This window comes from Clostridium puniceum (genome assembly GCF_002006345.1).
In the GTDB taxonomy this organism is placed as follows: Bacteria; Bacillota; Clostridia; order Clostridiales; family Clostridiaceae; genus Clostridium; species Clostridium puniceum.
Genome location: NZ_LZZM01000220.1, coordinates 1 through 25,898 on the forward strand (window position 1 = coordinate 1; position 25,898 = coordinate 25,898).

General features: G+C 29.3%; 19 protein-coding genes and 2 pseudogenes. 6 read left to right on the forward strand and 15 right to left on the reverse strand.

Annotated features, from left to right (window positions below):
* Positions 1-173: 173 nt before the first annotated feature.
* The 5 genes from CLPUN_RS23020 to CLPUN_RS29290 form a co-directional block, all read right to left on the reverse strand.
* The gene (locus CLPUN_RS23020) at positions 174-1,673 is read right to left on the reverse strand and encodes an amino acid permease (RefSeq protein WP_077849553.1); all 1,500 of its coding nucleotides are present in this window, start codon (positions 1,671-1,673) and stop codon (positions 174-176) included.
* A 185-nt stretch (positions 1,674-1,858) separates the two neighbouring features.
* A complete protein-coding gene (locus tag CLPUN_RS23025; protein WP_077849554.1) occupies positions 1,859-2,230 on the reverse strand; it encodes a carboxymuconolactone decarboxylase family protein in 372 nt (123 codons plus the stop codon).
* A 4-nt stretch (positions 2,231-2,234) separates the two neighbouring features.
* Positions 2,235-3,866 carry a thiamine pyrophosphate-binding protein gene (locus tag CLPUN_RS23030; protein WP_077849555.1) on the reverse strand — a complete coding sequence of 544 codons (1,632 nt, stop codon included), beginning with the start codon at positions 3,864-3,866 and terminating at the stop codon, positions 2,235-2,237.
* Between the two features lie 166 nt (positions 3,867-4,032).
* Positions 4,033-5,475, reverse strand: a complete 1,443-nt coding sequence (locus CLPUN_RS23035; protein WP_077849556.1) for an ATP-binding protein — start codon at positions 5,473-5,475, stop codon at positions 4,033-4,035.
* Positions 5,476-5,926: 451 nt separating this feature from the next.
* The gene (locus tag CLPUN_RS29290) at positions 5,927-6,745 is read right to left on the reverse strand and encodes a methyl-accepting chemotaxis protein (RefSeq protein WP_077849557.1); all 819 of its coding nucleotides are present in this window, start codon (positions 6,743-6,745) and stop codon (positions 5,927-5,929) included.
* Between the two features lie 313 nt (positions 6,746-7,058).
* On the opposite strand from CLPUN_RS29290, the gene CLPUN_RS23045 reads away from it, so the two are divergent.
* Together CLPUN_RS23045 and CLPUN_RS23050 are read left to right on the forward strand one after the other, a co-directional pair.
* Positions 7,059-7,445 (forward strand): thioesterase family protein, encoded by a 387-nt coding sequence (locus tag CLPUN_RS23045; protein WP_077849558.1) that lies wholly within the window; start codon positions 7,059-7,061, stop codon positions 7,443-7,445.
* A 173-nt stretch (positions 7,446-7,618) separates the two neighbouring features.
* Positions 7,619-7,915: pseudogene (locus CLPUN_RS23050) on the forward strand (DMT family transporter); the annotation flags it as partial.
* 204 nt (positions 7,916-8,119) lie between these two features.
* Here CLPUN_RS23050 and CLPUN_RS23055 read toward each other — a convergent pair.
* Entirely contained in the window at positions 8,120-10,024 is a 1,905-nt protein-coding gene (locus CLPUN_RS23055) for a sensor domain-containing diguanylate cyclase (protein WP_077849559.1), read from the reverse strand.
* A 468-nt stretch (positions 10,025-10,492) separates the two neighbouring features.
* Between CLPUN_RS23055 and ahpC the strand changes: the two genes are divergently transcribed.
* Together ahpC and ahpF are read left to right on the forward strand one after the other, a co-directional pair.
* Positions 10,493-11,056 carry an alkyl hydroperoxide reductase subunit C gene (ahpC, locus tag CLPUN_RS23060; RefSeq protein ID WP_077849560.1) on the forward strand — a complete coding sequence of 188 codons (564 nt, stop codon included), beginning with the start codon at positions 10,493-10,495 and terminating at the stop codon, positions 11,054-11,056.
* 11 nt (positions 11,057-11,067) lie between these two features.
* Positions 11,068-12,597 (forward strand): alkyl hydroperoxide reductase subunit F, encoded by a 1,530-nt coding sequence (gene ahpF, locus CLPUN_RS23065; protein WP_077849561.1) that lies wholly within the window; start codon positions 11,068-11,070, stop codon positions 12,595-12,597.
* Positions 12,598-12,666: 69 nt separating this feature from the next.
* On the opposite strand, the gene CLPUN_RS23070 is transcribed toward ahpF, so the two are convergent.
* From CLPUN_RS23070 to CLPUN_RS23095, 6 genes are all read right to left on the reverse strand, one after another.
* Positions 12,667-14,064 (reverse strand): HAMP domain-containing sensor histidine kinase, encoded by a 1,398-nt coding sequence (locus CLPUN_RS23070; RefSeq protein WP_077849562.1) that lies wholly within the window; start codon positions 14,062-14,064, stop codon positions 12,667-12,669.
* 4 nt (positions 14,065-14,068) lie between these two features.
* Positions 14,069-14,755 carry a response regulator gene (locus CLPUN_RS23075; RefSeq protein WP_077849563.1) on the reverse strand — a complete coding sequence of 229 codons (687 nt, stop codon included), beginning with the start codon at positions 14,753-14,755 and terminating at the stop codon, positions 14,069-14,071.
* A gap of 11 nt (positions 14,756-14,766) precedes the next feature.
* Positions 14,767-16,014, reverse strand: a complete 1,248-nt coding sequence (locus CLPUN_RS23080) for a hypothetical protein (RefSeq protein ID WP_077849564.1) — start codon at positions 16,012-16,014, stop codon at positions 14,767-14,769.
* 307 nt (positions 16,015-16,321) lie between these two features.
* Positions 16,322-17,029, reverse strand: coding sequence for a hypothetical protein (locus CLPUN_RS23085; RefSeq protein WP_077849565.1), 708 nt, complete (start codon positions 17,027-17,029; stop codon positions 16,322-16,324).
* Between the two features lie 354 nt (positions 17,030-17,383).
* On the reverse strand, positions 17,384-18,457 hold the full coding sequence (locus CLPUN_RS23090) for a galactose ABC transporter substrate-binding protein (protein ID WP_077849566.1): 1,074 nt from the start codon (positions 18,455-18,457) through the stop codon (positions 17,384-17,386).
* A 160-nt stretch (positions 18,458-18,617) separates the two neighbouring features.
* Positions 18,618-20,060 (reverse strand): GH25 family lysozyme, encoded by a 1,443-nt coding sequence (locus tag CLPUN_RS23095; RefSeq protein ID WP_423237323.1) that lies wholly within the window; start codon positions 20,058-20,060, stop codon positions 18,618-18,620.
* Positions 20,061-20,313: 253 nt separating this feature from the next.
* On the opposite strand from CLPUN_RS23095, the gene CLPUN_RS28250 reads away from it, so the two are divergent.
* Positions 20,314-20,460 carry a hypothetical protein gene (locus tag CLPUN_RS28250; protein WP_198944398.1) on the forward strand — a complete coding sequence of 49 codons (147 nt, stop codon included), beginning with the start codon at positions 20,314-20,316 and terminating at the stop codon, positions 20,458-20,460.
* 137 nt (positions 20,461-20,597) lie between these two features.
* On the opposite strand, the gene CLPUN_RS23100 is transcribed toward CLPUN_RS28250, so the two are convergent.
* Both CLPUN_RS23100 and CLPUN_RS23105 read right to left on the reverse strand, forming a co-directional pair.
* Complete coding sequence (locus CLPUN_RS23100) at positions 20,598-22,022, reverse strand: MFS transporter (RefSeq protein WP_077849567.1); 1,425 nt, start codon at positions 22,020-22,022, stop codon at positions 20,598-20,600.
* 14 nt (positions 22,023-22,036) lie between these two features.
* On the reverse strand, positions 22,037-22,477 hold the full coding sequence (locus CLPUN_RS23105; protein WP_077849568.1) for a MarR family winged helix-turn-helix transcriptional regulator: 441 nt from the start codon (positions 22,475-22,477) through the stop codon (positions 22,037-22,039).
* A 750-nt stretch (positions 22,478-23,227) separates the two neighbouring features.
* Here CLPUN_RS23105 and CLPUN_RS23115 point away from each other — a divergent pair.
* A complete protein-coding gene (locus tag CLPUN_RS23115; protein WP_077849570.1) occupies positions 23,228-25,324 on the forward strand; it encodes a M6 family metalloprotease domain-containing protein in 2,097 nt (698 codons plus the stop codon).
* A 241-nt stretch (positions 25,325-25,565) separates the two neighbouring features.
* Here CLPUN_RS23115 and CLPUN_RS23120 read toward each other — a convergent pair.
* Positions 25,566-25,898 (reverse strand): annotated as a pseudogene (locus tag CLPUN_RS23120) (hypothetical protein); the annotation flags it as partial.

Genomic DNA, 25,898 nt, shown 5'->3' on the forward strand with positions numbered 1-25,898 from the left:
TATAATAAACTATCCTATATAATATAATTATAGCCAATACTTTCAATGTTAATAAAAACTTTAGCTTTATTAAATAATAAATTTAGTCATCTGAAAAAACTCGCATTTTTGCGAGTTCTTAATATTAAATATTCAATTTAATTAAATTCCTCTAATAAATACATAACACATACCTATTTTCTCTTGACTATTTCAATTATTTTTTTATTGCAGTTACAATGTTTTTTACAGCACCTATTTTCCTCTTTTTGCCCATTACTATAAGTTAATTCATCTGAAAACTCTGTTGCTAAATTAGATTCATGCGCCTTTGTATTTATACTTATATGCCTATTCTTATTTTTTTCAGAATTATTAAAGGATTTCAAGCCTATATATATTAATGAAAATATAGCTACCATTACTAATCCAATTACAAGACCTGATCCTTGCCCTGAAACAAGAGGCATACTAAAAATAATAATTATCATACTTATTAAGCCAATCCAAGACATATATGGATATCCTGGCATTTGACATTTCCCATTTGGAGGACATCCATTCCTTTTGCGAAAACGTATATGAGTAGCCATAATTACTGCATAAGTAAAAAGCAGCGCAAATCCACTAGCACTTATTAAAAATAAATAAATTCTAGGAAATAACAGTCCAAAGCCTAAACCTAAAAGCATAAAAACTCCCGAAAATACTATTGCTTTATGAGGAACATCTTTTTTATCCTTTAACCACTTAGGAGCGTGGCCTTCATCTGCAAGAGATCTTAACATTCTTGCAATTCCAAACATAGATGCAAGAGAGGCAGAAAGTATAGCTGTAACAAGAACCATATTTATAATACTACCTGCCCATGTAATTCCCCATCTGTTAAGAGCTGCTACCATTGGGCTTATATTTTCACTAAGTTCAGTTGTAGGAATTAGTGGAAGTAGTGCTATAACAGAAAGTATATATAATCCCACAAGACTTATAACTGTATAATTAATCGCTTTAGGAATTGTTTCCGTAGGATTATCTGCTTCCGAAGCTGCGAGTCCAATTATCTCAAAACCAGCATAAGCAAATACTACTATCAGCATACTTCCTGCAATACCACTTATTCCTCCTGGTATCAAAGGTTCCCTTATTATTTCGCCAACACCTATTGCAGTTCGTCCTGGCATTATTCCTGTAATTAATAAAAACGATATAACTATAAATGAAACTATGGCTAATAATTTTATTGCTGCAAGACCACTTGCAAGCTTGCTTAGCTTATCAGCTCCTAAAAGATTAAGCAAAGTTACACCAGCTATAATTGTACTTCCTCCTATAGATATTGATATATTGGGAAACCAATTACGCAATAAAATTGATACAGCAGTAGCTTCGCTAGACATTGAAAGAACCATTCCAACCCAATAAACCCAGCCAACGACGAATCCAGTTCCCGTACCAAAAGCTTGTGATGAAAAGGTCATAAAAGATCCTGAATCAGGATTTGCTACAGTCATTTCTGATAAAGCATAAAGTATAAAGTATACCAATAATCCTCCTAATATATAAGATATTAAAATAGCTGGTCCTGCTGCATTAACAGCTACAGCTGAACCAAGAAAAAATGATCCTCCTATTATGCTTCCTAGTGCCATCATTGTAAGCTGCCAAGCAGATAATCCATCATGTTTTTTCTCCATAATATTCTCCTCCATATTTATACCTCTAAAAAGCACTGTTTAATATTACTTTTTTAAAGATGTTCTAAATAGCTTCGAGATTATTATTCCTCAAAATTCAAAATACATTCCTTTATTCTTTTATAGTTGGAATATATATCTAAAATTTTTATAAATATTTGCTTAGCCTTATTTTCAACCTAGATTTAAATTTTATGTTTTTTCAAAATTCCACCTGCAATAGCCAATGCACTGCATGCTTTAGGAAATCCTACATATGCCGCGCACTGTAAAATAATTTCTAATATTTCTTCTGGCTTTAATCCAGCTTTAAGCGCTGCTTTTATATGAAAATCTAATTGTTCAAATGCCCCTTGTGTTATAAGGGCAGTTATAGTTACAATTTCTCTTGTTTTCAAATCTAAATTTGGTCTTGAATATATTTGACCAAATCCAAAAGAAATCATTTTATCTTCAAAATCTGGAAATATTTCTCCTATGGAATGTACCGTTTCTTCACCATTTGTATCTGTCATTTGCTTTAATATATTAATTCCATTTTTATAATCGTTGTTCAATTTACTATCCCCTTTTCATAGTTGGTGGTATTTCATCCGGATCAACTACCACTTCTATTATAATCGTTTCATTATGTAAATTTGAAATTTGTAAAGCTTCTTTTAATTCTAATTGATTAGAACATTTATAGGATTTTACGCCAATGGCTTCACCAAACTTTTTAATATCTAGTGGTATGTTATAAATCGTTCCTACTGTTTTTCCAAAATGTTGTTGCATACCTTTATCAACCATATCTAATCTTCCATTATTTAATATTATAAAAGTAACTGGGATATTATAATTTGCTGCAGTTGCTATTTCAGTACCCTGCATAAAAGTACATCCATCCCCAGTTATACAAATGATTCTAGAATTATAATCTGCTAACTGAGCACCTATTGAATAACCTATAGCATGTCCCATAGCTCCAAATACATCATCAAAAAAAAATGTGCCTATTTTTCTGATAGCAAAATGTTTTATTGCATAAAATGAGTGGCTTCCATCATCTCCAAAAACAATAGAATCATCTGGTAGTTCATTTCTTATTATTTCCATAGCGTTGGTAGCTGACATATAAGAAAATTTGCTGTTGCTATAATTTTTTAATTCATAATTCTCTTTTAATAAATCAAAGTCATGTTTTGTTCTATGTATAGCCTTGTTTAATACCAATTGCAAGTTTGCTTTAATATCGCCGATAATTGGTAATGTTGGAACAATCAACGATTTTTCTATAAATGTGCTATCATAATCTAAATGGATAACTTCTTTAGGATAATTTTCTGATGATATGCCTACTAAAGACATATCGGATAATTTACTTCCTATAATAATCATTAAATCTACATCTTGTTTAATATATTCACCTGATTTTTCCGTACCGCCTAAACCTAATGCACCAAGTGACAATGGATGATTCTCAATAAATGTTCCTTTTCCACCTGGTGTAGTCATAACTGGTATATTCCAATTTTCCGCTAAATTTTTAACTTCTTCATAAGCTAAACTTGAATGAATTCCTTTACCTGCCAAAATCACAGGCTTTTTAGCATTATTAAGTTTATTAATAAATTCATCTAATCTTGAAGAAATTAATAAAGTCATATTATTAGGTAGATCAACTTCAAATTCTTCTATTGTGTCATTAAGAATATCCATTGGTATTGATAAATGAACTGGTCCCTTAATACCTGAATATGCCTTTTCTAAAGCATGAATTAAATATCTTTGAAACTGATCAGTTCTTTCAACTCTAACACTAAATTTAGTAACCGGTTCAAACATTTTAACTAAATCAGTTCCAAAAAACGTAGAATCCTGTCCTAAAGCCTTTCCCACACTATGCATAGGTGGTTGTCCAGTAATAAATAATACTGGTATATGATAAGCTTTTGCCTGTCCTGCTGCTGTTAGTAAGTTTGTACCACCAGGACCTGAAGTCCCAATAGCTACACCTAACTTTTTATTTATTAAAGAATAACCTGCTGCAGCGTAACCAGCACCATTTTCATGTTTAGCTAAAATAAAATTGACATCTTGTTTATCCAGTTCCATAATTAAAGGCACAATTGGCTTTCCAGGTATTCCAAAAACATAACTAACTCCCCACTTCCTAAAATTTGATACTAAAATCGATGCTATACTTTTCATATATATCTCCTTTTTACAAATTATATTAAGTATTCACTGTTCTTTACCCAATTAGTTCTTAAATACATTTTCTGATAACTAAACTACATATGCTTAAGTATTTCATAAATTTTTAATATAACAACTTAACTAAATCTTATATAGATAAATATCATAAATAATAAGTTTAAAAATAAATATCAGAAAATTCAACATTAATGTCATTTACTAATCTATTATCAGAAGCTATGAATTCTTTATTTTCATCATCAGCTATGTTTTCCTTAATAGGTAATGTTATAATAAAAGTACTTCCACTGCCTAATTCACTATCCAATTCTATCTTACCCTCTAAAATAACTACTAACATCTTTACAAGAGCTAAACCAATTCCACTACCTTCCGCCTGCCTTGAAAGATTATTTTCAACTTGTCCAAATCGTCGAAAAATCATATCATGTTTATCTCTTGGGATTCCTATTCCTGTATCACTTATAGCAATAACTACTGTTTTATCTCTTTTGTTTTCTTTAACATCAATAGTTATAGCTCCACCCTCAGGCGTAAACTTTATAGCGTTTGATAAAAGATTTAAAATTATGCGTTCATACTTTTCATCGTCTATTCCAGTATTTATATTACTAACATTAGCTTTAAAATGCAGATTAATTTTCTTCTGGTCTGCATATATATAGATAGATTCTGTAATCAATTTTGTTAAAAATACAATATCCACATTTTTCAAATTTAACTTAAATTGATTTGAATTTAAGTTTGTAATATCCAGCAAATTATTTACAAGCCTTAGCTGTCTAAATGTATTCCTCTTTATACTTCCTATAAGATTTGTGACAGGCTGAGGAATTTGATTACTATATACATGTTCAATCAATTGAATAGCAGAATAAATAACATTTATTGGTGTTTTAAATTCATGAGTGATAAGTGTTATAAATTCATCCTTCATAACAAGATCTTTTTCAAGAAGTTCTCTTTGCTTTTTTTCTGATTTATATAATAATTCTTGTTGTTTATTAATTTTACGATTTTGTTTTCTAAGTAATAGTTCGCGTTCTATAGCATCAACCACAGTAGTTAATGTCATTAAGAAAAATGGATTATGAAGTATGATAGCTGTCATAATACATATACTTCCGAGCAAATTACCATTATCTGAATGATGAAATGGTACTCCATAACAAGCACAATCGTGTAAGTATGTATGATAATGATTGTTTCCTATTAATTGTATTGGATGATTTCTCTTAAGAGTTAAACTAACTACATTTGTACCCATATCATCTTCACTAAATTGAATACCTTGTTTAATTCCTAATTTAGACATTGTTTCCCTTATACTTTCATCTCCAAGGATATCTAATAAATATCCATTTTCATCTGAAATAGTTATTAATATAGGAGTACCTTCTAATGATTTAAGCATTTTATTACTAAAAAATTTTACAACGTCTAGAATTTCTTCATACATATCTTTTTTTCTACTTAAATCTAATTCCGACATAATATTTTGTGGTATTCTAGGTTTATTAGGATCCATCCCCAATTCTTTACATTTATTTTTTGAGTCTAAAATATAACTTTGGTCTTGCTCATAGATATGCTGAATCATATATTGCTACCTCCCGAAAAAGAAAATCAATAACTAAATCAATCCTAAATTCACTCTTAACCTCTAGCGCCTATAAATTAAAAAGCATCTGTGTATTTAATTATTAAAAAACTTCATTTTTTACAATTTTCTAAATTTCAAAAACTTTTCATTTTTATAATCATTTTATTATAAAAACGCATTTTTATTTTAATTAGCACTTTAATTACAAAAATAATAAATAATTCTGTAAATTCTAAAAAATAAATAGTACAAAATAACATACATTTATTCATATTAATTCACTTTTTTACATAATATATCTTATTCAAAGTATATCACTAAGTTATTTCTATAGGAATAATTATTTTACTAGAATCAAAAAAGGAATCACCTAAGATTAGCAATTCCTTTTCACGAATATGTATTAAGTATTTTTATTCCTCATTTTATAACTTTATATTTATTAACTCTATGCAAGTTTTGATACACTTGCTAACTCTTCAGCATTTGAAGTAATTTCTGTAAGAGTATCAGTTATTTGTTCTGTGGCTGCCACTTGCGATTCCGCAAAAACACTTGTACTATTAGTTTCTTTGACAACTTGATCTATTGAATTTCTCATTTCAAGAAGCAATTGTGATATTTTCTTTGCTGATTCACCACTCATTTGAGAGAGTTTTCTCATTTCATCTGCAACAACTGAAAATCCTCTTCCTGCTTCTCCAGCTCTTGCTGCTTCAATAGCTGCATTTAAAGCTAACAAATTAGATTGTGAAGAAACACTTGTAATAAGATTCAATATTGCGTCTGTCTCTTTTATTTTTTCTTCTGTTAATTTAGTAGCATCTACAATATTATCTATTGAAGATGATAGTTTTTGTGAATTTGCAGCAACTTCTTCAACACTTGCATTTGTCTGTTGTAATGAACTAAACATATTTTCTGCTACTTCTTCTAATTTCACTTGATTGCTTAAACTTTTTCCTATACCAATTGCACCAATAATATCTCCTTGTGAATTCTTAATTGGATATGAAACAGATTTAAATGGTTCTCCAAATATTTCTTTTGGTACTATTCCACTGTATACCTTTCTATCTTGTATTGATTTATATAATGGTTCATTTTCATTCAACATTTGCCCAACACTATTAGGCATATTAAGAGTATTACCACTATCGCAAAATAGAAATTTATCAAGATCTGATAAAGTTACTGCTAGATCCTCTTGCAATATATCTTTTAATAATGGTAAAACATCTAAAAACGACTCAAGTATTTTTTCCATGCTTATCCTCCTCATATTTTTCTCAATTTGCATGTATTCTATAGAATAATTCTACAAATATTTCGAAATTCCTTTTCGGTATTTTACGTATATTTGAATATATAAAAAAAATCGAACCTCCTCAAACTTTTATGTTTCCTATAAATATATAAAAAGCTAGTTTCATTTGCCTTACAATTTTTATTCTACTTGAAAGATAAAGTAATCTTTAGTACTATAAAATTATTAAACATATAATCAGATAAAAAGATGGCTATGCATTATTGATAAGTTAATCTTATAATCATGTTTATAGAGAGGGGACTGTTATTAGATGGAATTTAATTTTAAAGAAGGAACTTCAATTTTTAAGGAAGCAAAAGTTACTGAAAATGATACAGCTTTAAAGATGGGATCAGGAGATTTAGAAGTTTATGCCACTCCAGCAATGATTGCTCTTATGGAAAATACAGCGAAGAGTTCAGTAATTCACGAACTTCCTGTTGGCTATACAACCGTAGGTATTGAAATGAATGTTAAACATATTAAAGGATCTCCAGTAGGTGCAAATATAAAATGTAGTGCTATACTTATAAAAGCTGATGGAAAAAAATTATTTTTTGATATTGAAGCAAGTGATGATGAAGGTCCTATAGGCAATGGTTCTCATATAAGATATGTAGTAAATTCAGATGATTTTATGAAAAGAATAAAAATTTAATTCTTTGAAATTAATATATAATTAACTTCGATAAATTTTTACAAACAGTTTTTATATTAACATATACTAATTGTATGTTAATATAAAAACTAATATCTATGAACTAATATATTAAATACAGATAAAAGTACTATATATAACAATTAAAAACCAATAACTTTTTATTAGTAGAAGGAGGTATTCCAGCACTTAATGGCACAAATATATTAGGTCTAATCATATTAGGAATTTTTAATACTGGAGTAGCCTATTATTTATGGTTTAGAGGAATTTCAAAACTATCACCTACAAAGGTATACTTCCTTGGACCAGTCAATCCTCTTACCGCATTTTTGCTAGGTTTTATATTCTTAAGACAAACTATTAATCCTCTTCAAATATTAGGGGTGGTCATAATATTATTTAGCGTTTACTTTTCTCAACGCAAGCCTTCCCAAAGAATTACTTATACTGCAATTGATGAAAAATAAAAACTAGTTTAAATATAAAAATCTCTAGATAATTGATATTTTACTTCAATTATTTAGAGATTTTTATATCTTATATATGCACACTCTATTGAATAATTAAATTACTCATCTAAAAATAACACATGTAATTTCTGCATATTTATTATTGTTAATAAAAGCTTGATACAAATTTATATCTACCACTTATTCCCTTAATTAAAATCCTTAAGGTACCCAAATACTAACTTTATTCTTTCCTTTTCGTTTTGATTCTAAAGCGGCCTCATCTGCTTTTTTGATTAATACTTCTTTATTATAATTAGTATCAATCAAAGAGCTGATTCCTATACTAATTGTAATATTAAAATATTTAGAAACAGGCTTAAATTGATTTAACCTCACCTTTCCTATAAACCATTTCTTAAAGTCATTACTAAATAGTTTCTCTGCAGTAAATGTACCGCTTTTTTTCCCTTCTACATCTGCGACTGTTTCTTCTTGTATGTTTTCCTTTTTTTCCCCTATTTCAAATTTATAATCGAAAATAGTCTGCCTTATTATTTCCATAATATTTCGTGCATCCTCAATGTCTGTATTAGGTAAGATAATAGTGAACTCGTCACCACCATATCTAGATATTATATCTTCCTCCCTCAAGCTGCTTTGCAAAACCTCTGCAACCTTTTTAAGCAAAATATCTCCTACTTGATGTCCATACGTATCATTATATTTTTTGTAATTATCTATATCCAGCATCACTAAGGACAGGTTACCACCATATTTTTTAGCTTTCTCAACATAATCATCAAGCATTTCCTGAAAATATCGGTGATTATACATACTTGTAAGCCCATCTCTTATAGCTAAACTTTCTATATTCTTATATAGAAAAGCATTCTCTAAAGCACTAGATAAAGGGGTTACTGTACTATCAATAAGTTCAATTTCTTCCTCTGTTAATATATGATCAACATTTATATGTAAAATCCCCAAGGATTTTTTTTCAGATAATAATGGAATTGAATATGCATATCCATTGTCTGTTTTAAGTTTAGTAGGATATTTTTCTTTGAAAGCTTCTTCTACAGTTCCTTTAAGCTCTATAAATTGTAATCTTTCCTTAAAGGCTCCATATGATGCGATAATTTTTAATTCATCTTCTACTTCGTCAAATACTGCTAACATGCAAGATTTAGCTTGTATAACTTCAGTTACTGTCTTTACACCAATCTTAGCAACTTTATTTAAATCCACGGAAGATGTTATTTTTTTTGTTAACTCAAAAAGCATTTGATTATTTTGGTTTTCTTTTTTTAGATTATCAGTTAATTTAGCATTATTTATTGCAAGTCCAATTTCTCCTGATATTGTTTTTATTAACTTAAAATCTAACTCACTAAAGTGGGAAGGTTTTTCACTTCCTAAAACCAATACCCCCAGTGTTATTCCATACATTTTTACTGGAATTGTAATTTGAGATCTTGTGTTGTTTATACAATTTATGTAACGGCTATCCCCTTGGACATCTTGAACTAGTATCCCATCATTTTTATGAACTGCCCAGCCTACAAGTCCTTCCCCTATTTTGAAGCTTGTCTTTTTTATATCTTTATCCATAATATTAGAATATGCTTTTAGTTTTAGCTCATGATCCTCTAATAAAAATATTAAACCAAAATCTGCATTTGTATGAGTTGTAAGTCTGGCTAATATTATATCTAACAGCTCTTCAAGAGAATCAGTATTATGTATTGCTAGTGCTGTATCGTATAAAATTCTATTTTCAAATTGTAATACTCTTGTTTCTCTCTTTATTTTATCTATCTCATTAAACAATGAGTTGATATTATCCATTTTAAAATCCTTAGAACATTTCTTATCTTTAACATGCAAATTACATTTTATTTCATTAATTACTATTGTTATTTTTTCGATTTTATTAATTAGAAATATAATTGGAATAATAGAAATTAATATTATTATTATTAAAAAGAAAGTAAAACTCTCCATTTGCCATTTTTCAAAAGATGGTATTATTCTTTGCTGAACTAAAATAATTGATACTATGGGAACTAATATTGTAAATATACTACGAATTAGGTATGTTTTAAATGCAAAACTTTTTTTCACAAATTTTTGACTCCTTTTCTAAAATAATATCTTCAAGTTAATAAACGATTAAAAATTTTTCAATAACTGATGGATAATAATACACTATATCCTTTCTATTTTACGCAATTAGCTTTTATTTAGCAAGCTTATAGCTAAATAATCTAATCTTATCCACTTCAAATGTAAGTCATTATTTTTCTTATATTTCAATTTTAAATCTCTATAATTGCAAAAGCAAATCTCTAAAAAAATTGCTTATACTGTAGTTAATTGTTAATAATATTCCACTAATATACTCTTCAATTAAGCATTGTTCTATTTAAGCAAATTAATAATATCTTTATTTTATAATAATTACTATTGACAAATAATATTTTAGATTTATAATAATGTTAACAATAATAATTATCAATTAAAAATGATAATTATTATAATTTAAAAAATTATAATAATGAATATAAAATAAATTTTGGGAGGTATATCATTATGTCATTAATAGGAACAGAAGTAAAAGAATTCAAGGCATCAGCTTATAAAAATGGTGAGTTTTTAGAAATCACTGAGGAAAATTTTAAAGGGAATTGGAGTGTAGTTTGTTTTTATCCAGCAGATTTTACCTTTGTATGTCCAACTGAATTAGAGGACTTACAAGATCAGTATGAAACTCTAAAAGGACTTGGAGCTGAGATATATTCAATTTCAACAGATACTCATTTCACACACAAAGCATGGCACGATAGTTCAGAAACTATTAAAAAAATTACTTATACTATGATTGGAGATCCTTCACATACATTATCTCGTAACTTTGATGTATTGATCGAAGCTGACGGTCTTGCAGATCGTGGTACTTTCATAATAGATCCAGATGGTATAATCCAAGCAATTGAAATTAATGCTGGTGGTATAGGTCGTGACGCAAGCATAGTTGTTGATAAAATTAAAGCAGCACAATATGTTAGAAATAATCCTGGTGAAGTTTGTCCCGCAAAATGGAAAGAGGGTGCATCAACTCTTAAACCAAGTTTAGATCTTGTAGGAAAGATTTAAGGTATAAGCCTATGGTACTAGATAAAGATATAAAAGAACAATTAGCAAAGTATCTTGAACTTATGGAAGGCAATGTACTTATTAAAGTCAGTGCAGCTTCCGATGATATATCTAGCAATATGGCAGATCTAGTAGAGGAATTATCCTCTATGTCCTCAAAAATTACAGTAGAAAAATCTGAACTGTTAAGAACACCTAGCTTTAGCATTAATCGCATTGGTGAAGAAACTGGAGTAACTTTTGCTGGAATTCCTTTGGGACATGAATTTAATTCATTGGTACTGGCTCTATTGCAGGTTAGTGGAAGAGCTCCAAAGGCTGATGAAAAAACAATTGCTGCAATTAGGAATCTTAAGGGCAACTATAATTTTGAATCTTACATTAGTTTAACTTGCCATAACTGTCCAGAGGTTGTGCAAGCACTTAATTTAATTAGTATTCTTAATCCTAAGGTCACTCATACAATGATTGATGGTGGTGTATTCAAAGAAGAAGTTGAAAGAAAAAATATAATGGCAGTGCCATCGGTTTATTTAAATGGTGAATTCTTTAGTAGTGGTCGTATGTCAATTGAAGAAATTCTTTCTAAGATAGGCAGCACATTAGATACATCAGAATTTGAGAATAAAGAGCCATATGATATGCTTGTTGTTGGCGGCGGACCAGCTGGTGCAAGTGCAGCTATTTATGCAGCGCGTAAAGGCATCCGTACAGGAATTGTTGTTGAACGCTTTGGCGGCCAAGTATTAGACACTATAGGAATTGAAAATTTCATAAGCGTAAAATATACAGAAGGTCCTAAGCTTGCAGCAAGCCTTGAGGAACATGTTAAAGAATACAATGTTGATGTGATGAACTTGCATAAGGCTAAACGTCTAGAAAGAAAAGAATTCCTCGAAGTTGAGCTAGAAAATGGAGCTGTTTTAAAAAGCAAGACTGTAATAATTTCAACTGGTGCACGCTGGCGAAATGTCGGTGTACCAGGAGAAGAAGAATTTAAAAATAAAGGTGTAGCATATTGTCCTCACTGTGATGGTCCTTTATTTAAAGGAAAACACGTAGCAGTAATTGGTGGAGGTAATTCTGGTATCGAAGCTGCTATAGATCTTGCAGGAATTGTCGGTCATGTAACTGTTTTTGAATTTATGCCAGAACTAAAAGCTGATGATGTGCTGCAAAAACGTATTTACAGCTTAAATAATGTAACTGTCCTAAAAAATGTTCAAACAAAAGAGTTTACTGGTACTGATAAAGTAAATGGTATTACTTACATTGAACGTGATACAGAAAAAGTTAAACACATTGAACTAGATGGTATATTTGTTCAAATTGGACTTGTACCAAATACAGATTGGTTAGATAAAACAGTTGAACGAAATAATTTAGGTGAGATCATAATTGATAACCATGGTGCTACAAATGTACCAGGAGTGTTTGGTGCAGGAGATTGTACTAATAACCCATATAAACAAATCATTATTTCTATGGGATTAGGTGCAAATGCAGCCTTAGGTGCATTCGATTATTTGATAAGAAATTAATTAAAAAAGAGATTTTCTAAATACAAGAAAATCTCTTCTTTTAATTTCCAATAATTAAATCAAATGCTTCTACTCTAAATTTGAATATAATATTCTTGACTCTTCTAAAGGCAGCGAAATTATTACTGATGTACCTTTACCATACTCACTTTCAATTTGAAGCGTTCCTTTCTGCAGATTAATTATATTTCGAGAAATAACTAATCCTAGTCCTGCACCATTAGATTTAGGATCAATCTTATAGAATGATTCCATGACATGTTTTAGATTTTCTTCTTTAATACCTATACCTGTATCAATAATCTTTATTGAAGCAAAATTATGATTAATTGATTGAATAACATGAATTGTACTATTCTTGTATGAAAACTTAATAGCGTTATCTAATATATTCAGTATAACTTGCTTTAATTTATTGCCATCTACTGTAATAGTTAAAGGAGCGGTTTCAACTATCAATTGAATCTCTTTTTTTTCAGCTTTCTTTTGAAGTTGAAATGTCACTTCACGAATAATCTTATCTACTTTAACCTCTGATAGAATGAGTTTAATCCTATCAGACTGATACCTTGAAAAATCTAAAAGATTCTCTACCAAACTGATAAGACGTTCTGATTCATCATCAATAATTTCTAAACCAAATTGAAATTCCTCATCTGATAGTCCATCAGGAGATCTCATGGTCTCAATCCACCCCTTAATTCCTGTCAAAGGTGTTCTGAGCTCATGAGAAATTGAGGAAATGAAGTCATTTTTCAATCGATCAGTTTTTAATATTTCATCTCCCATATAGTTAAGGGTTTTTGCTATTTCACCAAACTCATAGGGATAAATGTTTTCAATTTTTTCCTTGTATTTGCCCGCTGCCATTTTCCTTGTAAAATTAATAATGTCATCTAATGGTTTCACAATAGTATTTCCTAGATGCAAGCTGATAAAAAATACAATGATAGCAATAACTATACAGACCATCATTCCATAAAACAATAGATTAATAATTAAAGTATTTACTTTTGTTAAAGATGTAGCATATCGTAAAACTCCAACTGCCTGACCGTCAAAAACAAGAGGAGTATATACCGTCATAATTTTCTCCTCTGAATATATATTTTCTTCAATTTTATAAGTAGTTTTTAAATCGAGTACAGCAGGATCCACAGAATAAATTGTATCTTCATAAAAACCTGTAGATGATTGAATCAATTGTCCATTTCTTTTTAATAGTTGTAATTCAGCCTCTTCAAATTTGTAATTTTTAATAATTTCATCGCTAAAGTCCGCCAAATTAGCATTAGAGAAATCAGTTTGTTTTTTCCATACAGAAGGTACTGCTTCAGCTTGGCTTTGAAATGTATTAGCAATACCCTCATAATAATATTGTCTAATCCCAATGGTAAATCCTATCATCACAAGTCCTAATGTAAATAGAATTATTATCATAAAGTAAAGAATAACCTTCCGTTTCATAGTTTTACTCCTTCCATAAGTAACCATACCCCCAATCTGTGCACAAATACTTTGGATTTGATGGATCAACTTCAATTTTTCTGCGGATACGTCTGATGTTTACATCAACAACTTTCACATCGCCAACATAATTTATTCCCCAAACTTCATCGAGAATATCATCACGTGCAAATACTTTATTTTTATTACTTATTAAAAATTGAAGCAAGCAATATTCCGTTGGAGTTACTCTAATATCTTTTCCTGAGCAGAATATTTTTTTATTTTTCACGTCTATCTCAAATGGGCCTGATTTAAGAATTGAATTATTCTTATTTGAAACTGCATAATTTAATCTGCGCATTAGAGATATAATCCTTGCCTCTAACTCAATTATGCTAAATGGCTTTATCAAATAATCATCAGCCCCCTGCACAAGCCCTTTAACCCTATCTTCCTCCTGCGTTCGTGCTGTAAGCATAATAATTCCAACAGATTGGCTTATATTTCTAATCTCCTCACACACCTTAAATCCATCAATGCCTGGAAGCATTAAATCTAACAATACAATGTTAATTTTTTTATTTTTAAAAATAATTAAAGCTTCTTCTCCAGTCTCAGCTTCCAAAACCTCATATTTTTTCTTTCTTAAATTAAGACAGACAAAACTTCGAATTGAAAATTCATCTTCAACAACAAGAATTGTTTCCATATTTCCCTCCATTAAAATTGGTCTTTAAATAAATGAAAATTATCATTGGAAATAGATAGTTCTTCCTTCGTATCTGTATAAAATACAATATTCTTTGTTTCTCCAAGCTTTGTTTTCGAATCAATATAAGATCCTTTACTTATCCAATTTACATCAAATAAAATTTTTTGGTCTTCAGTATCCATCAATCTAACACCTTGATCAAACTTTTGTATTGTCACTCTATTAAACCATTTGGATGGGATTGTAATATAAAAGCGTTCTGCACTATCTATATATCTTTCTTCTATGATTTGTTTCGTTCCATCCTTGTTATAATCAACATAAGTATAAATGAATGGGGTTTCTGCTATTGCTGCATCTTCAAACCCTTTGGGAATATACATTCCTCTAATTTCTGTAATACCATCATTATTGATATCTCTACTGTATAGTGGATATGCCTTAAATAAAATACCATCATTTTCATCTCCGACTTTGATGAGTTTTCCATTACCATATGCAATAATTTCAGTTAACATAGAATGTGCTCCCAAAGCACTATCAACAAATAATGCATTCTTTCCATCAGCTAATTTTCCGCTAACAACATTTTCATGGACACCCTCGGAGTTCAGAATCACTAGTGAATGAGATTTTAACTGTCCTTCTTGATAACTAAACATTTCTGCTGTTTGTAATTTATTTATTTCTCCGTCTAGTATTAGAATATCAGACTTTTTATCTTCATCGTAATCATTTATATCTATCCATTCATAAGAATGATCAATTTTATTAACTAATTCTTTTCCATTCCATTCATAAATAAAGAGCTGTTTCTTTGGATCAGAATCTGATATTGAAGTGCCCAGAATGACTTCTTTTTTCCCATCTCCATCAAGATCTTCAATTCTAAAATAGTCAAGAATATTAAAATTAGTGGCCATATCAAACATTTTATTCCATTTTCCGTTATCTTCTTGGAGCATTAATAAATGAACTTGTCTATTTTCTTTCATATCCCTGTATAATGTCAAAACTTCCTTCTTACTATCTTGATCTATATCTTCTATAAAAATACTTTGTTTAGAATTCTTAGGAATCACGTATTCAGTACTAGGCAGTAAAAATTCTTCTAGTGCTTTATTAATTTCATTTTCATTTGAACTTGAAAGCATAGGAGCTTGAATTACACTAATAGTATTGACAATATTTCCACAGCCTGTCAAGACAATTCCTATATAAATAATTAATATTATCATGATTCCATATTTCCTCATAATTTATGCACCCCATTTTTCATTTATATTTATTATTCCTTTATCTATACTATCTAATTATCCAAATTTAATCATTAGTTCAACCATTAATTTCTATCAATATATTGCAAAGGTTTGAACCATATATGCTGAATATTGTATTTTATTATTTTGACTTTTAATTATGAAATATCCTAAATTATTTGCTAACTTTCATTTTTTAATATTGAAATATACATATTTCTTTTACTATAATTATATATGTTTTAATACTAAATCTACAAATAACATTTTGTAATTTTAGAAGCTAAACCTTTCTTCAATTTCTTTAAAAATCGTTCTTTAAAATATACACCCCATATGTTTTTTCTGTGTTTGTGTCATAATTTACGGATAAAAATATATCCTTATATTTAAAATGTGCATCTCCATTTTTATCACTCACAGAATTTCCAAAGGCTTCTTTAAATCTACTTATCTTGTCTCCGACTTTTACACCATTTAAAGCTATATCATTTCTCATAATTAATATTTGCTCTACCTGTTTATTATTTTTCTGATCAAACCAAACTCTAATACCAGCTTCTTTAAACTCTAACCCGCCTTCTTCAATGGAATTATGATTTTCATTCAAGGTGCTTATAAGTTTTTCTTTACTCAAACCCAATAATTGTATATATTCCATAAAATTGTATTTCACATCACTAGATTTTGTTTCGTTCATAGATTTATCGTCTTTTTTTATTGCTTTCACTGAATCATTTTGTTTTTTAATTATTGCGGTTGCTATTTCTTTATTATCCTTATTATTGGACATTTTTTCACTGATGACTACATCAGATTCTGGGACCCCTTCACTATTTATTTCTTTGTTATCCTCTAAGGTTTCCTCAGCTACTATTTCTTTATTTTCAGTGTGTTCATTAGATAACTTTTTAGAATTGCATCCAATTAAGGTTATAAAACTTATAATAACAATACTGCTGATAGATATTACCACTCTTAACTTAAATTTCTTTTCAATTCTATTTATCATAATTATTCTCCTAACTAAATTTTATTATTCCTAGCATAAGGGGGGTTTTTAAGCTCTTGAATATTTTCCTTCTATATAGCTTGCTATTGTTTGATTTCTCATCTAAAGTATAAAAGTTTTCTACACAAAAAAGGTTACAAAGTAGTTACAGTTTTCATAGTTATAACAAATGGGTTAGTCTATTCTGAGTTTAAACACGATATTTTGCAAATCTAAAAGACCGGTTACTTTAACTTTAATATTGTAACCAGTCTAATTTTCAATTTTTTAATATATTAAATCCTCTTCTTATAATTCTTTAGCAAATTCTTTGTTGCTATTTAATAGAAATCCCTTTTCTTTTATATAAATTATTTATTGATTATTTGACTTACCTATATATACATCATAAGGATATGGAATAATAATTTCTCCATCAACAATCTCATAATTTGTATTCTCTATGGGATTTAAATTATTAAATAAGTTCATTCCAATAGTATATAACAATTCAGCTGCAACATTCGGATCTTGAATAACAGTTCCCGTCATAAAACCTTTATCAATTAAGTCAATAGCCTCTGGTAATCCATCAATTCCAACCACTGGTATACTTTTTGATTTATCACCTGTATTATATCCATATTTTTGTAATGCTTCAATGGCACCTATTGCCATTGCATCGTTATTTGCTATTATTGCTTCAATCTGCCCGTTATATTTAAGAAATAAGCTATCAATAGAATTTTTAGCTAAATCTTTAACCCAAGCACCATTTATCAACGCAAGCCCTTGTGTTTTGATTCCTGAATCATTAATTGTTGAAATTACGTATTTAGTTCGATCAACTACCTGAGGATCATCAGGAGGGCCCTGTAACAAAACATATTGCAGTATATTATCATGGTTTCTATCTATATCCATCTTATTGCTATTCCATAAATCAGAAATTATTTTCCCCTGAGCAACACCTGCTTTCTTAGAATCTGGTGTCACAAAGGTTACCTTATTGTAAAGGTTAGAAACTTTTGATACTACATTAGGAGGAATATTCATTAATATTAATGGCATATTTTGGGTCTTAACTCTATTAATAAAATCTGCTACAACATTTTCTTTTCTATTTGATATATATAATATAACTAGATCATAATTGCTTCGAAGAACAGAATCTAACATCTCATTTTGTACTGCTATATTATTTTGCGGATCAAAGAAAGTAAATTTAATACTATTCTGATTATCTTTTTCAATATTTTTCAAGTTTTCTGCAACTCTCATAGTGTATGGATCATCCATTCTAAAAAATATTACTGCAGCATTTACTCTATTTCTATTATTGGCGCTTAAATTCGAGCAAGCATATGTATAAATATTAGTAGTGCTTGCTAATGTAAAAATAATTAAAGTAACCATAGCCAATGAAAGGGCTTTACTTAATCTTTTCATTTTAACCTCCAATCTTTTCATTGTTTTAAATTATATATTAATCTTAGGTTGCCTATCTGGATAAAATTTATTCTATTTTATAAGTTTAGAATAAAAAAAGCCATTCTTTTACGAATAGCTTTAATCACACTGAAAAAATAATAGTCAAGTATAACTTAAATCACCTAAAAATATCCTGTGTAAATTCGTTTAAATCTACATTACCATAAATTCCATCAATAATCCCTTTATCCGTATATTGATGCCCTGCTCTATAACTCCATATATTATTAGATGGTATACTAGAAGTACTTATATAGTAATTAGCTTCCCATAATGAATAGTTAGCTAATCTGCTATCTAAATTACGTATAAAATCTGAGTATGTATATATACATACCTCCATATTACTTAATTTTTTAAATTCAGCTATGAATCTTAATGTATAGTCCATAACATCAAATCCACCTTTTTCTACATCTAAAACTGGTTTTAAATCACTTTGTTTATCTTTTATATTATTATAAAAATTACTCGCTTGAGTTTCCGGAGAGCTTGTCCCGACTAAAAAATGGTAAAATCCTGTTTTTAATCCTGCACTTTTAGCACCATTATAGTGAATTCCTAAATAATTATCTACATAAGTTGTCCCTTCTGTAGCTTTTATGTAAACAACTTGGACTCCAGCAACCCTCACTTTTGCAAAATTTATATCACCATTATAGTGACTAATATCTATACCTTTGAATTTACTAACTGCTGCTAATCTCTTACCATCAGGACCGATTTCATATCCACCTGCTACAGTGTTTATACGTAATCTTCCTGTAGATAAATCTAAGTAATAATAATCACTCGCTGGATTTACCCAGCCTGTTGCCATGGCTCCACTAGATTTTAAGTAATACCAGGTTTCATTAAGATTAATCCAGCCCTTAGCCATAGCACCAGTATCATATAAATAATACCAAACTCCATTATCAAAAATCCATCCACTTGCCATGCTGCCACTATTATTAAAGTAATACCAGTAATTATTTAATTGCATCCAACCTTTTGCCATAGCACCGCTACCATAAAACATATAAGTCGCATTGTCTATTATATTAAGACCAGTTATCATAGCACCTGAATTATTAAAAAAATACCAAATATTATTTAATTGCTTCCAACCTGTGACCATACCACCAGATTTGTCTAAGTAATACCATTTACTATTAGAATTTAACCAACCTGTTGCCATTTGACCATTAGAATATAAATAATACCAATTGATATCTGGTTTAATCCAACCACTTGCCCTTGTATTATCTGATTTATAGTAATACCAGTATACATTCTCTTTTTTCCAACCAATATTTGATGTTATATTCGTATTACTATTTCCAGTATTATCAATTACTTTAGTGTTATATTCAGCTATAACCTTTAATGGATTTGGCTTGCTTTCAGGTATCCCTGGATTGGGAACTAGGTCTAATGATTGGGGGGTAGTACTAGCCTCACTATCTGATGTTATTGTCAAATCACCAGTTGCCGCTTGTACAATTAATCCTTGACTAAAACTCAGCACAATTGCTAAAGTTAAAAGAAATGAAATAAGTTTCTTCTTATTAATACTCACAGAAATTATTCTCCTTTTATTTATCATTAGTTATGAATACTGACTTGCTTTTTTAGAATGCTCCTCAATAAACACAGTTCTTTTAAATTATATAATCGTAAACCTTTATAAACAATCGTTTTAATATGGGTATTAATCTACATTATGTAAAAATATCCATGTTATATAATAGTTATTATTTATTGATAGTTATTGCAATTTTCTAAATATTCTAATATAATAATATAAACACATAGATAAGGAGTGATGTAAGATGAATAAATTATTCATTAAAACTTTTGCTAAGAAAATCATCCAAATTTTAATATATGGACAAGAATATAAAGCTCCTGAATATGCTTATATTCCCGTAAATCAAACTCCTAAGAAAAACATATATGATAATAAATTTCAAAGGTAAAGTTATAAATTAAAGTTTAAATATTGATAATTAATACCATTATAAATATTCACTCTCCCTAAAAAGACCTAAATAAAAATTGAGACCACTGAAAAAACAATAGCTTTTCAGTGGTCTCATCTTTCTTTATTATTAGCTTAACTCTCGTTAGATTTTTTTCTAGTTAATCTTAAAAGTGTTAAGACAGCCCCCACTAAACTTATTATTGCTGCAGTTATATACACAGTTTTCATACCATATATGAAAGCATCGCTTCTTCCTGCTACATAATCCGTCACACGTTGTCCAATTTTAGAGCTCATCATACTATATAAAATTGTGGTAGCTAATACTATTCCACATACCATTCCTAAATTTCTCACAAGTGCATTTATGCTTCCTGCGATTCCTAGTTTATCCTTTGGTACAGTCGACATTATCAACGAATTGTTAGGTGATTGAAATAATCCCATCCCCAAAGACATGGTTCCAATAAATATTATTATACTCATTAGCGTTGAATCTATATTTAAAGTAGACATTAATATTAATCCTAAGCTTATAAGTACTAAGCCAATGAAAGTCAAAACTTCTGAACCAATTTTATCCGATAAAGTTCCACTAATAGGTGCTACCACAGTTAAAAGCAAAGGATAAACCATAAGTATTAATCCTGTATGCTGTGGTGTATAATTCATTACATCTTGAAGATAAAAAGGCAGAATAATATTGTTGCAAAATATTGCTATAAAGGTTATAAATCCACAGAATATACTCAAGGAAAATAGCTTATTACTAAATATCTCTAATTGTAGTAATGGATTTTCTCTTTTCTTTTCCACAAAAATAAATACTATAAATGAAATAATTGCTATAATAAAACCTATTAAAATTATTGGGTCTGTAAATCCACGATTTAAGGTTTCGTCTAGAGCTGCAAAAAGCGGAATTATAGTAAACATAAATAGTATAGCACCTATGTTATCCATCTTTCCCTTTACTGTTTTGTGACCTTTAGGCAATAATTTATTGGCATAAAATAAAGCTATTATACCAATAGGCACATTAATTAAAAATATAAATTCCCAGCTGACCGCACCTACTATAATTCCTCCAAGGCCAGGTCCTACTAAAGAACCTAAGGCTACAGACGTTCCTAAAAATCCAAGTGCCTTTCCCCTTTCATTTTTAGGAAATGATTGTGTAATAATCCCTTGATTATTAGCCATAGTTCCAGCAGCCCCTATAGCTTGCACTACTCTTGCTACAATCAATATTGGTAAAGAACTTGTTATACCACACAATAAAGATCCCAAGGTAAATAAGCCCAATCCAAACTTAAACATCTTAGGTTTACCAAGCATATCGCCTAGTCTTCCAAAAATTAATACTGTCCCAGCAATAACTATCAAATAACTTGTTGCCACTAACTGAATACTAGATGTAGTTACCTTTAAAGCTGTAGCCATTTTAGGTAATGCTACATTTACAATACTTCCATCTAAGGCTGACATAAATGTTGACATTAAAACTATAATCAATATAGTCCATTTGCTTTTTTCTTCCTCTATTTCTTTTTCCATTTAAATTCCTCCATTTACTTTTCATCCTTTAACCTTTGAACTCTATCTAAAATCTTTTTTAAGGAATTTGTTGTAATACTTTTCTCTTCCTCTGTTAAATCTTTCGTTACTAAATCTACAACTATCTGAATATCCTCACGAATTTTAGGAATAAGTTCCTTAGCCTTTTCTGTTAAATACAAATTATAAGCTCTGCTATCTCTTTCATCTTGTTTCTTATGTACAAAGTCTATCTCTATGAGCTTTGCAATTGTTCTTGCTGACATTGCCTTATCATTACCTATTTCTTTACCTAATTTGCTTTGGCTAATACCTTCATTTTTTTCTAAGGTGAATATGTAAGGAATAGACCCGCTGGTTAATTCATATTTTTTTAAAACTCTATCTAAATAAGATTGCGTACTTCTAAAAATCTTACTATTTAGCTTTATAAAATGCAGGATTTCTTTTTCCATAAATTTTTCCTCCTAAAAATTTAATTGACTAGTCAACAACATCATATCAAATCGTTTGTTGATTAGTCAACCTTTTTTCTTTTATATTTTTTTATTTAACAAATAGTAATTTAAATACTAAAATAAGAGTTATTCATAGTGATGATAACAAATAGTTTAATACAAATCACTGAAATTTCTTTAAATAACATAACCTAGATAGAATTTAATAAGTCTTCTAAATTATGTTTTATTCATGTATACTCAGCAAGATCATTAGTTTCACAGACAATAAATATGCCCCTACACAGTCTTTGTAAATACCTTCCAAATCTCCTAGCACTACAGCAATTACACTCAATAAAGTAATATCTTCTCAAATATTTATTTCCTTTTTATCTTTATAACTACAAGTAATGCCTTGCATTTCATGGAATATACTGTAATTAAATGACGTCTTACTACTAAATATGTACATTTTAAGCAAAAAGTATTTATTTTACTTAAGAAATATGACAATATGAAATAGTTGCGCAACTAAATATAAAAGATATTAGAATTCTAAGACAATAATGTTTTTATAGTAACTTACTTAAAAATACTTATGCTAGAAAATTGGATAAGCTTCTAAATTATATATGTTGTAATTTTGATTATTCAAAAAAATTAAGTTACCCACAACTTAATTTTAATGAAGATTATTTTTGCAGCATATGTGTAGATGTTTTATAAGAAAGTTATTAAAAATGAAAAATATAAGGAGTATTTATAATGGGAAAAATAATTAAATGTTTAACAACCACAGCTGCAATAGTAACTATGTGGGGTATTATGAGCGTAGGAGCATCAGCAGCACCTTATAGTAATCAAAAACATGAATTAGCTCAGCCAGATGGGAGTAAAGTTCAAGTTAAAATTTCAGGAGATGAATATTTCCAACAAGTCGAAAGTTTAGATGGATATACACTTTGCCGTGATAAAGACGGATGGATATGTTATGCAAAATTAAATTCAGATGAATCAGATTATGTTTCAACTGGAGAAGTGTATAAAGGAAATGATACTTTTAGCGATATGAAAATTGCAATAAAAAATGAAAATTCAAACGAAGTAAAAAATACACTTTCAAAGCACATAAAAATAAAGAAAGAAGCTATAAAACAAAAATCAGATTCAGTAAGAAAAAAACTTCATGGAATGGAATACAGTCCTTCAGCAAGAAAAGCAACTCAAAGCAATGACAATACTAATTGGTTGTTAGAGTCTAAAGCACAAGCCACTTCTTCACAAAATGTACATGGGTTAACAATCTTAGTAGATTTTCCAGATAAAAAAAGTGATATTTCGAAATCAGAAATAGAACAATTCTTTAATGGCGTTGGATACACAGGCTTTAATAATAATGGATCTATAAGAGATTATTATTATGATGTATCTGGTGGAAAAATTACATATACAAATGATGTAAAAGGATTCTATACAGCAAAACATCCAAAAACTTATTATGATGATATTAATGAAGAGACAGGAACATATGCTAAAGCAGGAGAATTATCAAACGAAGTTTTTCAATGGTTAAAAACTTCTGGAATTGATACTTCAAGTATAACAAAAAATTCAGAAGGTTATGCAACCGCCGTTAATATTCTTTATGCTGGTAAAGCTGAAGCAGGTTGGGCAAAAGGATTATGGCCACATCAAGATTGGTATTCAGGTGGAAGTATAAATGGTCTTAAAATACAAAAATTTCAAATGTCTGATATAGGAAATGACATATCTATTTATACAATATGCCATGAAAGTGGACATATGATTTATGGATATCCAGATTTTTATGATTATGATGGAGATTCAATGGGTACTGGACCATATAGTTTAATGAGTGGAAGCGCTAATGAGAAAAATCCAACTCCACCAGATCCATATTGCAGAGATATAATATCAGGGTGGAATACGCCAATAAGTATGAATTCATATGGTGATGGAACTACATTTACTGCTGTAGCTGATGGCACTGGGCACCAATATTCATATAAATGGTCTGGGAAAAATTCCAATGAATATTTTCTAATTGAAAACATTCAAAAGACTGGTAGATATGCTGATTTATCTTCTGAAGGACTAGCTATTTGGCATATAGATGAAAAGGGAGATAATTCTAAGAACAGCATGACAGCAAATAGTCATTATTTACTGTCTCTTGAACAAGCAGATGGAAAATTTGATTTAGAGCATAATAAAAATTATTATGATAATGGAGATTTGTTTAGAGCAGGATATAAAGATTCATTTGGTGACAGTACTACTCCAAACTCTAAATGGTGGAATGGAACATCATCTAGTTTAAAAATTTCACAAATTAGTAAATTAGGAAATGAGATGACATTTGTACAAGGAACTCCAGGTACAAATCCAACTCCTGACCCAACAAATACAGGTACAAATATAGCTGGACAAGCCACTGCATCAGCTTCTTATGTATCAGATTGGGAAAAAATAAGCGCATTAAATGATGGAGTCGAACCTTCAAGCTCTAGCGATAGAAGTGGTGCTGTATATGGGAATTGGCCACAAACTGGAACTCAATGGGTTCAATACACCTTTAATAAAAATGTTACTATATCAAGCTGCGATGTATATTGGTTTAAAGACGGACAAGGAATAGATGTACCCGCTTCATATAGAATAGCTTACTGGGATGGGAAAGCTTGGCAAGATGTGAAAAATCCAAAAGGTTTAGGCACAGAAATTAATAAATATAATACTACTACTTTTACTCCAGTATCAACAAATGCCATTGCAATTCAAATGGATTCAAAAGGAAGTAGTTCAACAGGTATAATTGAATGGAAAGTAAATGGTAAGTAATATATAGGAAATAAGGTAGCTGGCTTAAAATAGAATTCCAATTTCTATTTTGGGCTACTTACTTTTTTTGTTATGTATATAAGTTCTAATTAAGAAAGTTCATAATTTAGTTGGTTGTTTTATCCAATCACTCTAATATAGAAATTAAATCTTAATGAACAAAATTTTTTAGAACATATATATATAAAAACTACGTAAAAACGTAGTTTTTATATATACATAAGCAATTATTTGCTCCTAGTTACCTTCTTTTATAATTTGAGTTAATATTAATACTTCTTGGCTTGCATATATTGGTATTCCATTGAGATTTATTTTTTTGTATATAATCTAATAATTCTTGTTTTGCTTTCTCATATCCATCTTTAAAACCCTTTTGATATACTTCTTCTTCATGGTCTTCATCTTTAACATTTCTTATATCTTCCATAAAATATTCATCAGCTTCATTAATATCAAACTCAAACTCAAAATTACAATTTTCATTATTAGTATTTTCACTTTCATAATAGTGCATATCTTTTCTCTCATCATTTTTGTTATTCATATTTTTCTCTCCTTTATAATCTAACAT